Source organism: Streptomyces sp. NPDC006207, from assembly GCF_040613835.1.
GTDB lineage: Bacteria > Actinomycetota > Actinomycetes > Streptomycetales > Streptomycetaceae > Actinacidiphila.
This window is the reverse complement of the sequence record NZ_JBEXSX010000004.1, coordinates 182,093-195,148: the sequence shown is the minus strand read 5'-3', so window position 1 is coordinate 195,148 and position 13,056 is coordinate 182,093. Positions and strand designations below refer to the sequence as shown.

Here is a 13,056-nt window from a genome sequence, read left to right as displayed (position 1 = left end):
GCCCGCGAACCGACCGATCACCGGGCCGTGCAGGCACGGCCCCCTTGGCAGGCGGAGGAATCTGTCATGAGCACACGCGCGCCCGCGATCGTGGCGCACGACCTCGTCAAGACCTATCCCGGAGACGTGCGCGCCCTCGACGGGATGGGCGTCACCGTGGAGACCGGCACCGTCTTCGGGCTGCTCGGCCCCAACGGCGCCGGGAAGTCCACCACGGTGAAGATCCTGACCACCCTGGCCCGTCCCGACTCCGGCACCGCCCTCGTCGCGGGTCACGACGCCCTGCGCCACCCCGACCGGGTGCGCCGGGCCATCGGTGTCGTCGCCCAGAGGTCGGGCGCCGACCCGGTCGCCACCGGCGCGGAGAACCTGCGGCTGCAGGGCCGGCTGTACGGGCTGCGCGGCGCCGCGCTCGACCGCCGCGTCGAGGAGCTCCTCACCCGCTTCGACCTGGCCGACGCCGCGGGGCGGCCGGTGAAGACCTACTCCGGCGGCATGCAGCGGCGCCTGGACGTCGCGCTCGGCCTGGTCCACCGCCCCGAGGTGCTGTTCCTCGACGAGCCGACCACCGGCCTCGACCCCGAGGCGCGCACCGCGATGTGGGAGGAGATCGCGCGCCTGGCGGGCGACGACGGCCTGACCATCCTGCTCACCACGCACTACCTGGAGGAGGCCGACCGGCTCGCCGAGCGCATCGCGATCGTCGACCGCGGCCGGGTCGTCGCCGAGGGCACCCCCGACGGGCTCAAGGGCGAACTGCGCGGCGACGCCGTGCACGTGGAACTGCGCGAGCCGGCCGGCCCGGTCGACGCCCACCTCCTGGAGACGGCGCTCGGCGAGTTCGCCGGCGTGCGCGAGGCCCGGCTGGACGGCCGCCGGCTCAGCGCCCGCGCCGACGACGGCGCCGCGGCCGTGCCGCACGTGCTCGCCGTCCTGGAGCGCGAGGGCGCCGCCGTCGCCTCCGTCACCGTCGCCCGGCCCTCGCTGGACGACGTGTACCTCCGCTACGCCGGGCGCCGGTTCGCCGACGCCGACACCGCCACCCCCGCGGCCGGGTCCGCGACCGTCCCCGCCGGAGGTGCCCGATGACCGTCGCGCTCACCCAGACCTGGTACATGACGCAGCGTCATCTCATGGCGTTCTGGCGCCAGCCCGCGTACCTGCTCATCACCCTGGTGCAGCCGGTGATCTGGCTCTTCCTGTTCGGCGCGCTCTTCCGCCGCGTGGTGGAGCTGCCCGGCTTCGGCGGCGGATCGTACCTGGACTACCTCGTCCCGGGCGTGGTCGTGATGAGCGCGCTGTCCTCCAGCATGTGGGCCGGCATGGGCACGCTGGAGGAGATCGAGCGCGGCACCCTCAACCGCTTCCTCACCACCCCGGTCAGCCGCGCCGCGCTCATCAACGGCAACGTCGTCTCCCAGGGGCTCAGCACCGCCCTGCAGTCCGTCGTCATCGTCGCCCTCGGCAAGCTCGGCGGCGCCGACTACCCCGGCGGGGCCGTCGGGCTGCTGGTGCTCGTCGCGGCGTCGGTGCTGCTCGGCACGCTGGTCGGGGCGTTCTCCAACGCCATGGGCATGCTGGTACGGCAGCGCGAGAGCATCATCGGCATCAACACCTTCCTGCTGCTGCCGCTGACCTTCCTGTCCTCCGCCTTCATGGCGCCCGCGCTGATGCCGTCCTGGATGCGGCACCTCGCCGACGTCAACCCGATGAACTGGGCGCTCGTCGCGAGCCGTTCCGCGATGGCCGACAGCCCCGACTGGGGTGCGGTGCTCACCCGCGGCGGCGCGCTGCTGGTGGTGGCGGTCGCCGCGGTCGGGCTGTCGACCCGCACCTTCCGCTCGTACCAGAAGTCGGTCTGAGACCCGGCCGGTACCACGACCAGGCGTGACCCCACGGCGGGGTCACGCCTGGTGCGTACGCGACGTCAGGAAGCGAGCGCCCGCGGCGGCTCCTGCTCCTCCTCGATGCGGCGGTTCCACTCGGGCTTGGAGGCCTGCCAGCCGTCCTCGTCGTGGCCGGTGCGCCAGTACCCCGAGATCGACAGCCGCTCACGCGGCACGCCCAGTTCGACGCGCAGCAGACGACGCAGCTGCTTGACGAAGCCCGCCTCGCCATGGACGAAGGCCTGCACGTCACCCGGCGGGAACTCCAGCCCGGACACGACGTGGAGCAGGGCCTCGCCCACCGGCCGGGAGCCGCGGTGCACCCAGGTGACCTCGGCGTTGCCGGGCGTGGCGAGCTTCTGCTCCTCCTCCGGGCCGGAAACCTCGACGAACACCCGGGCGGGAGCGCCCTCGGGCAGCCGCTCCAGGGAGGCGGCGATCGCCGGCAGCGCGCTCTCGTCGCCCACGAGCAGATGCCAGTCGGCCGCGGAGCCGGGAACGTAGGCGCCGCCGGGGCCGAGGAAGAGCACCTCCTCGCCGGGCTGGACGCGCGCGGCCCACGGGCCGGCCAGGCCCTCGTCGCCGTGGTACACGAAGTCGACGGTCAGCTCGCGCGCCTCCGCGTTCCACCGGCGCACGGTGTACGTCCGGATGCGCGGCCACTGGTCGCGGGGGAACTCGGCGCGGATCCGCTGGATGTCGAACGGCTCGGGGTAGCGCACGCCCTCGACCGGGAACAGCAGCTTGATGTAGTGGTCGCTGTACTCGCCCACGGGGAATCCCGCCAGGCCCTCACCGCCGAGCACCACGCGGATCATGTGCGGGGTCAGCCGTTCCACGTGCTGCACCCGCGCGCGGTTGAGCTGCGGCTTCCTGCGCACCGGACGGTCTGCCATGAGCACACTCCTCGCACTAAGTTAGGCAAGCCTAACCCATCGGGCCGGTCCTGTGCAGCCCGGTCTCGGAAAGATCACGAGATCTTCGAACGCCGGTTCCGATCCGCCGTTCTCCGATTTTGATGGGACGGACGCGATCCGACGCTACCCGGGAGGCCGGCGCACATGGGTTCCGACACCGCCACCGCGATCACCGCAGGACCGCGCGGGGTGCCGCTGCTGGGGAACCTCCCGCAGTTCGCCAAGGACCCGCTCGCCTTCTTCACCGCGCTCCGCGAGTGCGGGTCCGGGCAGGTCACCTGGGCCATGGGCCGCACCCCCGCGCGCTTCCTCAATGATCCCGCGCTCATCGGGGAACTGCTCTCGGCCCGCGAGTCCACCTTCTCGCTGCCCGACCTCGGCTGGTCCTTCCGCTACCTGATGGGCGAGGGGGTCGTGGTGGCCAAGGGCGCCGACTGGCGCCGCAAGCGCTCCCTCGTCCAGCCCTCGGTACGGCCCAAGCAGGTGCGCGCGTACGCGGCGACCATGGCCGACTGCGCACGGGAGGTCGCCGACCGCTGGAACGGGGGCGAACGGATCGACGTACGCCGCGAGATGACCGGGCTGACCCAGCGCATCGCCGTACGGACCGTGTTCGGCACCGACGCCGCCGTCCGCGAGGAGGTCATCGGCCGCTGCATGGACGCCGCCCAGCAGCAGATGGGCGCCGAGTTCCGCGGACTGGGCGCGATGCTGCCCGACTGGGTCCGCACCCCGGGGCGGATCCGCTTCAAGACCGCCGTCGACACCCTCGACGCCGAGGTCGCCCGGATCGTCGCCGTCCGCCGTGAGGCCGGCGGCGAACGCGACGACCTGCTCAGCCGGTTGCTGGCCGCCGTCGACGAACACGGTGTCCGGCTCACCGACAGGGAGATCAGGGACGAGACCGTCACCCTCTACAACGCGGGCCACGAGACCACCGCCACCACCTTGACCTGGGCCTGGCACCTGCTGTCCCGCAACCCTCAGGCGCGTGAGGCGCTCACCGAGGAACTGGAGCGGGTGCTCGGCGGCCGCACCCCGGGCTTCGACGACTACGCGGAACTGCGCTGGACCGAGGCCGTCGTGAAGGAGACCCTGCGCGTGCGCCCCACGGTCTGGCTCAACCTGGCCGTCGCCGAGGAGGGCGCCGCCCTGGGCGGTGAGCCCGTCCCGGCGGGCACCCAGGTCTGGATCAGCCCCTGGGCCACCCACCGTGACCCGCGCTGGTGGCCGGAGCCCGAGGAGTTCCGCCCGGAGCGCTGGCTCGACGGGGCGCCCGACCCGGTCACCGACCACACCTGGTTCCCCTTCGGCGGGGGCACCCGGGCCTGCCTCGGGGCGCGCTTCGCGATGGTCGAGGCGGTGATCGTGCTGGCCACCCTCGGCAGCCGCTTCCACCTGGACACCGGCGACGAGGAGATCCGCCCCACCGTCGGCCTCACCCTCCAGCCCGACCGGGACGTCCTCGCCGTCACCCGGCCCGTTCCGGCCCCAGCACGCTGAGCAGCCGCTGCAGCGAGCCGCCCAGCCCCCAGCGCTCGGCCAGCGCGGCCAGCTCCTGGGGCCGGTGCGGCTCCCGCGGCAGCTGCGGGGTGAACTCCGGCAGCGGCACGTCGGAGGCCACCCGCACCACCTTGGGCGCGACGGCCACGTAGTCCCCCGCCTCCTGCAGCCGCTTGCGCTGCGCCGGGGTGACCTTCGAGGCGGGGTCGTGGGCGGCGGCCATGATCCCGGCCAGGTCGCCGTACGCCTCCAGCAGCTTCGCCGCCGTCTTCTCGCCGATGCCCGGCACGCCCGGCAGGCCGTCGCTCGGGTCGCCGCGCAGCAGCGCCAGGTCCGCGTAACCGGGACCGTCCACGCCGTACTTGGCGCGCAGCCAGGCCTCGTCCACCACGTCCAGCGAGCCGACGCCCTTGACCGGGTACAGCACCCGCACCCCGCGCGCGTCGTCCACCAGCTGGAACAGGTCGCGGTCACCCGTCACGATGTCCACCGGGCCGGGTGCCCGGCCCGTCAGGGTGCCGATCACGTCGTCCGCCTCGTAGCCGGCGACACCCACCCGGGCGATGCCCAGCGCGTCCAGCACCGCCTCGATCACCGGGACCTGCGGCGACAGGGTGTCCGGGACCTCCTCGACGTCCGAGCCGCCGGGGACCTCCTCGGCGACGCGGTGCGCCTTGTACGAGGGGATCAGGTCCACCCGCCACTGCGGCCGCCAGTCCGCGTCCATGCAGGCCACCAGGTCGTCGGGGGAGTGGTCGGCGACCAGGCGGGCGATGAAGTCCAGCAGCCCGCGCACGGCGTTGACCGGCGTGCCGTCCGGCGCGCGCACCGAGTCGGGCACGCCGAAGTACGCGCGGAAGTAGAGGCTGGCGGTGTCCAGGAGCATCAGGCGTCGAGTCACACGCCGATGATGCCGCACGCCGCCGACACCGTGACCTCCGTCACGGAACGGTTTGCTCCGCTTGGGTCGGGGCAGCCGCCGTCCCGGAGCGGGACAGGAGCGCTCCGCGACCTGCGTGCGGGGGCAGCCGGTCGTCCTCCCTACGACACGTGAGGTGTATGTGTACAGGCTGCAGGCAGAGCATCTGTACAAGGTGTTCGGTGCCGACCCCGAGGACGGCGTGCGCCGTCTGGAGGCCGGAGCCGGACGCGACGAACTGCGCGGGAGCGGTACGACCGCCGCGGTGATCGACGCGAGCTTCGACGTCCGCGAGGGCGAGATCTTCGTCGTCATGGGCCTGTCCGGATCGGGCAAGTCCACGCTGCTGCGCACGCTCAACGGGCTGAATCCCCCCACCGCGGGGCGGGTGCTCTTCGACGGCCGGGACCTCACCGCACTCAGCGCCCGCGAACTGCGCCGCGTGCGCTCGCACGGCATCAGCATGGTCTTCCAGCACTTCGCGCTCTTCCCGCACCGCAGCGTGCTCCAGAACGCCGCGTACGGCCTTGAGGTGCAGGGCGTGGGCCGCAAGGAACGCGAGGAGCGCGCCGCGCGGGCCCTGGAACTCACCGGCCTGTCCGGCTGGGGCGACTCCTGGCCCGACGAACTGTCCGGCGGCATGCAGCAGCGCGTGGGCCTGGCCCGCGCCCTGGCCACCGACGCCGACGTGCTCCTCATGGACGAGTCCTTCAGCGCCCTGGACCCGCTGATCCGCCGTGACATGCAGGACCAGCTGATCGAGCTGCAGCGCAGCCTGAAGAAGACCATCGTCTTCATCACCCACGACCTCAACGAGGCCATGCGCCTCGGCGACCGCGTCGCCGTCATGCGCGACGGGCGCATCGTCCAGATCGGTTCCCCCGAGGACATCCTGCTGCGCCCCGCCGACGAGTACGTCAGTTCCTTCGTGCACGACGTCGACCGCTCCCGCGTGCTGACCGCCGGCACCGTCATGGAGCCTCCGCACCGCCCCGACGCGGGCGACTGCCGCTGCGAGACGGTCACCCCGCGCACCGCGCTGGCCGACGTCCTGCCGGTCAGCGCGCGGGTCCCGCACCCCGTGGCCGTCCGCGACGAGGCCGGCGACGTGGTCGGCGTGATCGCCAAGGACCGGCTGCTGGCCGCGCTCGGCGACCACGACGGACCGGTGACGCCGTGCACCGACGACACGGCGCAGGCGGCCGTCCCGCACGCCGAGGCCGCCGGGCCGCAGAACGCCGCGCCCAGGGTGCCGGGCCGGCCGCGGAAGGAGGCGGCGCGTGCCTAGGCTGCCCCTCGGCGACTGGACCGACAGCGCCGTCACCTACCTGCGCGACCACTTCGGTCCGCTCTTCGACCTCATCAGCGCCGTCGTCTCCGGCATGTACGACGGCCTGGACGCCGTCCTGCAGGCCCCCGCACCGCTGCTGCTCGCCGGCATCCTCGCGGTCCTCGCGCTGTGGCTGCGCGGTCTGACCGCGGGCGTGCTCTCCTTCGCGGGCCTGGCAGTCGTCGTCTCCGTTCAGCAGTGGGACGAGGCCATGGACACCCTGTCCCTGGTGCTGGTCGCCACCGTGATCACCATCGTGCTCGCCGTGCCGCTCGGCATCTGGTCGGCGCGCAACCGCACCGTCTCCGCCGCCCTGCGCCCGGTGCTGGACTTCATGCAGACGATGCCCGCCTTCGTCTACCTGATCCCCGGCATCTTCTTCTTCGGCGTCGGCCAGGTGCCCGGCATCATCGCCACCATCGTCTTCTCCCTGCCGCCGGGCGTGCGCATGACCGAGCTCGGCATCCGGCAGGTCGACGGCGAGCTCGTCGAGGCCGCGGAGGCCTTCGGCACCGCTCCGCGCAGCACGCTGCTGCGGGTGCAGCTGCCGCTTGCGCTCCCCACGATCATGGCGGGCGTCAACCAGGTGATCATGCTGGCGCTGTCCATGGTCGTCATCTCCGGCATGGTCGGCGGCGGCGGTCTGGGCGCCTCGGTCTTCACCGCCATCAGCCAGGTCGACATCGGCCTCGGCTTCGAGGCGGGCCTGTCCGTGGTCATCCTCGCCATGTACCTGGACCGCGTCACCGGCGCCCTCGGCACCCGGGTCTCCCCGCTGGGCCGGCGCGCGATGGCCGCGGCCGCCTCCCCGCGCGGCCTGCAGCTGTGGAAGTACCGCCCGCAGACCTCCGTCGCCGTCGTCGGCATCGTCGCCCTCGCCCTGGTCGCCGGCGGGGTGAACGTCTTCGGCGCCGCCGACGAGGGGACCGCCGTCCCCGAGGCCGACGACGTCGGCAAGGGCCGTCAGGTCGACATCGGCTACATCCCCTGGGACGAGGGCGTCGCCTCCACCTATCTGTGGAAGGAGCTGCTGGAACGCCGCGGGTACGAGCCGAAGGTCACCCAGTACGACGTCGGCGCCCTGTACACCGGCATGTCCGCGGGGCGGGTCGACTTCGAGACCGACTCCTGGCTGCCCGTGACGCACCGGTCGTACTGGGAGAAGTACAAGAACGAGCTGGACGACTACGGCTCCTGGTACGGCCCCACCTCGCTCGAACTGACGGTGCCGTCCTACGTCAAGGGCATCGACTCGCTGGCCGACCTCAAGGGCAAGGGCAAGCAGTTCGGCGGCCGGATCATCGGCATCGAGCCGGGCGCCGGGATGATGAAGATGCTCAACGACACCGTCCTGGACCGGTACGGCCTGGAGGGCGAGTACGAGGTCACCACCGGCTCGACCGCCAGCATGCTCGCCCAGCTCGACCGCTCCATCAAGGCGAAGGAGCCCGTCGTGGTCACCCTGTGGTCCCCGCACTGGGCCTACGACGAGCACAGCCTGAAGAAGCTGAAGGACCCGCTCGGCGCCTGGGGCAAGGGCGACGGCATCCACACCCTCGCCCGAGGCGGCTTCGCCGGCGAGGAGCCGAAGGTCGCGAAGTGGCTCCAGGACTTCAAGCTGAGCGAGAAGGAGCTGACCGGGCTGGAGGGCGCCGTCCACAAGGCCGGCCAGGGCCACGAGCAGGACGGCGTCCGCGACTGGCTCGACGCCCACCCCGGTCTCACGGAGCGGCTCGCCCCCGTCGGCTGACCGGACCCCGACCCCGGACGGCGCGGCACCCGGCACTTCCCCTCCCTCGTGCCGGAGCCGCGCCGTCCGGCCCTCCCCGTCCCGCGGGGATGGATACGGTGGGGGACATGACCCGTCGCGACTCCGGCCCCGCACGGCGTGTGGTCTCCCTCGTCCCCTCGCTCACCGAGGCGGTGGCGACCACGGCGCCCGCCCTGCTCGTGGGCGCGACCGACTGGTGCAACCAGCCGGCCGACCTGCGCGTCACGCGGGTACGGGGCACGAAGAATCCCGACATCGCGGAGATCGTGCGGCTCGCTCCCGACCTGGTGATCGCCAACGAGGAGGAGAACCGCGAGCCCGACCTCGCGGCGCTGCGCGCGGCGGGGCTGACGGTGCTGGTCACGGAGGTGCGCAGCCTTCCGCAGGCCTTCCGGGAACTGCACCGCGTCGTCGTCGAGGCCTGCGGCCTGCCGCGCCCGGCCTGGCTCGACGCCGCGGAGAAGACCTGGGCGTCGCTGCAGCCCGCGGCCCACCCCCGCAGGGCCGTCGTGCCCGTCTGGCGCCGGCCGTGGATGGTGCTCGGCCGGGACACCTTCGCCGGCGACCTGCTGGCCCGGCTGGGCGTCGAGAACGTTTACGGGACCCACCAGGAGCGGTATCCGCGGGTGCCGGTCGACGAGCTCACCGGCAGCGGGGCGGACCTCGTCGTGCTCCCGGACGAGCCGTACCGGTTCACCGCGGACGACGGGCCCGAGGCGTTCCCGGACATACCCGCGGCCCTGGTCAGCGGCCGTCACCTCACCTGGTACGGCCCGTCCCTGGCCGAGGCGCCGGCCGTGCTCGCCGCCGCCCTCGCCCCGCCGGCCCCCGCCGGCCCCGCCCCCGCCCGGCGCGGCGGCTGACCCGGGGCGCCCGCGCCGTGGAAGCCCCCCGGCGTACGCGGGCCCGTGGCCGTCGCGTGCGCCGGGGAGGGACCTCGGTCAGCCGCGCGCCACGGCCGTGAGGACCGTGCGCCCGGACCCGACCCGGTAGACGGCCCGGCCGTCCTGGACACCCAGGTACGTGGCGTGGCTCCCGGCGGCGGTGTAACGGCCGCCCGCCACCACGGGCAGGGCGACCGTCGCCGTCACGTTGACCGGCACCTCGACCGTCGTGTCCACCCCGTGCCGGTTCCGGCGCCAGTCGACGCCGACGGTGCCGCGCTCGGTCCACTGGCTGCCCGAGGCGTGGCTCACGCCCGAATCCGCCGGGGCGATCCGCACCGACGCGCCGCCCGGGCTGGTCACCGTGAGCCCGAGCACACCCTCCAGCACCCCGACGACACCCGCGCCGCCCCAGCCGTGCGACATGCTCTCGCTGCTGCTCTGCGAGACCTGGCCCGGCGCGCAGTCACTGCTCGCACACCCCGGAGTCCACTGCTCCCACAGGAAGGTGCCGCCCTCGGCCAGGACCTGCGCGGGCCCGTCGGCGGAGGGATCGGTGAGGATCCGCACCAGCGTGTCCGGCCGGTCGACGACCCGCAGCGCCTCCAGCAGGGTCCGCAGCGTCATCGGCCCCTGCCGCATCCCCTGCCGGGACAGCTCCGCGCCCAGCGCGGCGTACTCCGAGGGTTCCGCGACGCCGTAGGCGACCGGGAAGCTCTGCGCGTGCTCGCCCTGATGCGCGATCAGGGCGCCGTCCGAGGACAGACCGTCCGACCACAGTCCGGTGCCGCCGTCCCGCAGCCGCTCCCGCATCGCCGCCGTCAGCTCGTCCGCGCGGCCGGCGTAGACGTCGCGGGTGGCGTGGTCGCCGAGCGCGTCGGCGGCCTCGGCCACCGACCGCATCGCGCCCACCCCGAGGGCGTTGACGACGGTGCGGTTCACGTTGCCGTCGGTGACGTAGCCGTACCGCATCGGGGCGGGCCAGTCGATGATGCCGTGCAGGTAGGCGCCGCTGCCGCCGGGCAGGTCGGCGACCAGACCGCGGTCGTCCACCGCCGAGGAGATGTAGTCCGCGACGTTGCGCATCACGGGCATGGCCCGGGCGAGCAGTTCGCGGTCGCCCGTCGTGCGGTAGTAGCGCATCACCCACTCGGGGAACATCTCGGTGTAGTCGGGGATGTCCCGCTTGGCGTCCCCGTTGGGGTAGACGGAGTTCAGGGCGCCATTGGGCCAATAGCGAGCCTGGGATTTCATGAAGGACTCGATGGCCTGACGGGTCAGGCTGCGCTCGCCCGACGCGGCCATCGTCGCGAACGACTCGTCCACGGTGTCGCCGAGGAACTGGCCCTTCTCACGGGTCGGGGTGTCCAGGAAGACGTTCTGCGCGGATTGCAGCGCCGAACGCTGCATCAGCGAGAAGACCTGGTCCAAGGTGCCGTCGCTGCTGCGGAACGTCGCGGGGTGGGCCGCGTCGGTGTTCTGGACGACGGCGGTGACGTCCCGCGTGGTCAGCTTCTCGCCCGGGTCGCTGATCTGCAGGTAGCGCCAGCCCCAGTAGGTGAAGGCCCGGGCGGTCTGCGCACCGTCCTTCTCGGTGTAGTGGAAGCGCATGTTGCTGCCCTGGGTGTCCAGACCCGACGTACCCGCGCGGGAGTTCTCCACCCAGCTCGCCGCGGCGTGGTCCTTGCCCAGAGGACGGTCCAGGGTCACCGTCGTGCCGTCCACCGCGCTCACGGTGCGGGTCTCGGGGTGCCCGGCGCCGTACCCCGTGGCGGGCGGGTCCACCACGATCTCGTCGCCCGCGTGGACGTTCGCCGCGTTCGCCAGCGTCACGGAGGCGTCCCCGGCCCGCACGGCGGCGGTCAGCGTGGAGTTGCTGCGCCGGTAGCTGGTGGTGAACGTCAGCTGCCGGCCGGCGGTGCCGGAACGCAGCCGCACCGAGGGCACCGCGGCGTACACCTTGCCGAAGTCGGCGAGGACGGTGCCGTCGGGCAGGTGCAGCAGCGAGACCGGGTGGACGGTCTCCTGCGTGAGGTGGGCCTGCAGCGCCGACAGGTGGGTGAAGGCGCAGGGGGACGAACTTCCCTCGTAGGGAGCGCAGTTGTCCGGGTTCGGCCGCGGGTGGGCGCCGATGACGGTGGCCGCGGCCCAGCCGGAGTCGTCGTAGCCGGGGGTGTTCCAGCCGGCGGGCTCGACCGTGGCGTCGTAGTACTCGACGCGGTCGCCGGCGTCGCCGTTGCGGTAGGTCAGGGTGTCGACCCGCTGCGGCTCGTAGCGGTGGACCTTCCAGGTGCCGTCGGAGACCGCCACGTCGCGGGTGCCGTCCGCGTGCTCGACCACCACCTTGACCAGCAGCCCGGAGGGGCCCTCGGGGGCGTTCGGGCCGTTGGCCCGGCCCTGGCACTTGCAGGACCAGTAGTGCGTCAGCACGCCCACGGCCAGGTCCCGGCCCGCCTTGACGCCCTTGACGGCGGCGACGTCGTAGAAGCCCTCACCGGCGTACTCGTAGGACGAACTGCGCTGCACGGTCTTGCCGTTGACGTCGACCTGCCAGTCGCCGGAGGCCGCGACGTACACCCGGGTGCCGACCACGGGGCTGCCCGCGGACACCCGGACGACCTTGCGGGCCGCCGTCCACTCGTTGCTCGCGTCGTTCCCGGTGGCGGGACGGCGGATCCACTGGGCGCCGGACCAGTCCTGGTCCGTCAGGCCCGTGCCGAAGGAGGCGCCGGCCGAGTAGGGGGAGGCCTCCCCCGCACGGTCCCACGTCCGCACCTTCCACTGGTACGCCGTCCCCGGCGCCAGCGCGGGCCCGCCGTACGGCACCCAGGACTGCTCGGAACTGCGGACCTTGCCGCTGTCCCAGACGGTGCGGCCGCCGGGGACGCGCACGACGACCTGGTAGGCGGTCTGGACCTCGTCGGAGTCGCTGTCGCGGGGCAGCCAGCCGAAGCGCGGCGCGGCGTCGACGGCGAGCGGCTCGGTGCGGTCGTCGACCGTCAGGCCACCGGGGGCGCCCGGGGCGTGGTTGCGGGGCGCGTGTGCGTGGTCGGCGTAGGCCTGGGGCGTGGCCGCGGCGAGCGTCAGGCCGAGGGAGAGGGCGAGGAGGGTGAGGCGGCGGCGGGGGAGGGGCGGACGTCGTTTCATGGACACCTCTCGGCGGGGTTAGAACGTTTCAATCCGCGGGCGTATGTTATTGATACGTTTCAATCCTGTGACCGGGGTGAGCCTAGGCAGGGCGCCGTTGCGCTGTCAACGCCCCTTCGTGTGCGGCGCCGTTGTGGTTGCGGGCAGCCCGGCGCAGCCGCCCGCAGGCGCAAACAACCCGCACACAACAACCGGCCCCAAGGGACACCCCCCGCAGAAGATCTACGCTGCACGCATGAGCGACCCCCACTTCCGCCCCGTCACCCGCCACGACATCCCCGCCGTCGTGGCGATGTTCGCCGACGACGGCCTCGGCCGCGGCCGCGAGACCCCGGACGACCTGGAGCCCTACTACGCGGCGTACGAACGCGTCGTCGCCGACCCCGGCCAGCACGTGGTCGTCGCCGAGCGGGACGGCACGCTCGTCGGGGTGCTGCAGCTGTCGGTGATACCGGGGCTGTCACGGCGCGGCACGACGCGCTCCGTCATCGAGGCGGTCCGCGTGCACCGCGACGCCCGCGGCGGCGGCCTGGGGACGCTGATGATCGAGTGGGCGGTCGAGGAGTCCCGCCGCCTGGGGTGCACGCTGGTGCAGCTGACCTCGGACCGGGCCCGCGCCGACGCGCACCGCTTCTACGAGCGCCTCGGCTTCACCGCCTCGCACGTCGGCTTCAAGCGGCAGCTCTGACCCCTTCGAGC

At 73.2% G+C, this 13,056-nt stretch carries 10 protein-coding genes; 7 read left to right on the top strand and 3 right to left on the bottom strand.

Translation table 11 applies throughout. The features are described from left to right. Window positions 1–66 precede the first annotated feature (66 nt). On the top strand, window positions 67–1,089 hold the full coding sequence (locus ABZ312_RS04830; RefSeq protein WP_500359712.1) for an ATP-binding cassette domain-containing protein: 1,023 nt from the start codon (window positions 67–69) through the stop codon (window positions 1,087–1,089). Continuing rightward, entirely contained in the window at window positions 1,086–1,862 is a 777-nt protein-coding gene (locus ABZ312_RS04825; protein ID WP_500436474.1) for an ABC transporter permease, read from the top strand. The genes ABZ312_RS04830 and ABZ312_RS04825 overlap by 4 nt, the downstream gene beginning before the upstream one ends. A gap of 65 nt (window positions 1,863–1,927) precedes the next feature. Here the strand turns inward: ABZ312_RS04825 and ABZ312_RS04820 are convergent, their stop codons facing one another. Then, entirely contained in the window at window positions 1,928–2,782 is an 855-nt protein-coding gene (locus ABZ312_RS04820; protein ID WP_500330625.1) for a siderophore-interacting protein, read from the bottom strand. A 165-nt stretch (window positions 2,783–2,947) separates the two neighbouring features. On the opposite strand from ABZ312_RS04820, the gene ABZ312_RS04815 reads away from it, so the two are divergent. After that, the gene (locus ABZ312_RS04815; RefSeq protein ID WP_500330624.1) at window positions 2,948–4,306 is read left to right on the top strand and encodes a cytochrome P450; all 1,359 of its coding nucleotides are present in this window, start codon (window positions 2,948–2,950) and stop codon (window positions 4,304–4,306) included. Here ABZ312_RS04815 and ABZ312_RS04810 read toward each other — a convergent pair. Then, the gene (locus ABZ312_RS04810) at window positions 4,275–5,192 is read right to left on the bottom strand and encodes a 5'-3' exonuclease (RefSeq protein ID WP_500436493.1); all 918 of its coding nucleotides are present in this window, start codon (window positions 5,190–5,192) and stop codon (window positions 4,275–4,277) included. The genes ABZ312_RS04815 and ABZ312_RS04810 overlap by 32 nt on opposite strands. A gap of 175 nt (window positions 5,193–5,367) precedes the next feature. Between ABZ312_RS04810 and ABZ312_RS04805 the strand changes: the two genes are divergently transcribed. The 3 genes from ABZ312_RS04805 (at window position 5,368) to ABZ312_RS04795 (ending at window position 9,189) form a co-directional block, all read left to right on the top strand. Continuing rightward, the gene (locus ABZ312_RS04805; RefSeq protein WP_500359717.1) at window positions 5,368–6,513 is read left to right on the top strand and encodes a quaternary amine ABC transporter ATP-binding protein; all 1,146 of its coding nucleotides are present in this window, start codon (window positions 5,368–5,370) and stop codon (window positions 6,511–6,513) included. Further along, on the top strand, window positions 6,506–8,305 hold the full coding sequence (locus ABZ312_RS04800; RefSeq protein WP_499510903.1) for an ABC transporter permease/substrate binding protein: 1,800 nt from the start codon (window positions 6,506–6,508) through the stop codon (window positions 8,303–8,305). The genes ABZ312_RS04805 and ABZ312_RS04800 overlap by 8 nt, the downstream gene beginning before the upstream one ends. Before the next feature lie 107 nt (window positions 8,306–8,412). Then, window positions 8,413–9,189: a helical backbone metal receptor gene (locus tag ABZ312_RS04795; RefSeq protein WP_500436472.1), complete on the top strand. Its 777-nt coding sequence runs from the start codon at window positions 8,413–8,415 to the stop codon at window positions 9,187–9,189. Window positions 9,190–9,267: 78 nt separating this feature from the next. Here ABZ312_RS04795 and ABZ312_RS04790 read toward each other — a convergent pair whose 3' ends face one another. Further along, window positions 9,268–12,357 carry a glycoside hydrolase family 78 protein gene (locus tag ABZ312_RS04790; protein ID WP_500436470.1) on the bottom strand — a complete coding sequence of 1,030 codons (3,090 nt, stop codon included), beginning with the start codon at window positions 12,355–12,357 and terminating at the stop codon, window positions 9,268–9,270. 235 nt (window positions 12,358–12,592) lie between these two features. On the opposite strand from ABZ312_RS04790, the gene ABZ312_RS04785 reads away from it, so the two are divergent. After that, window positions 12,593–13,045: a GNAT family N-acetyltransferase gene (locus tag ABZ312_RS04785; protein ID WP_500330619.1), complete on the top strand. Its 453-nt coding sequence runs from the start codon at window positions 12,593–12,595 to the stop codon at window positions 13,043–13,045. Window positions 13,046–13,056: the final 11 nt, after the last annotated feature.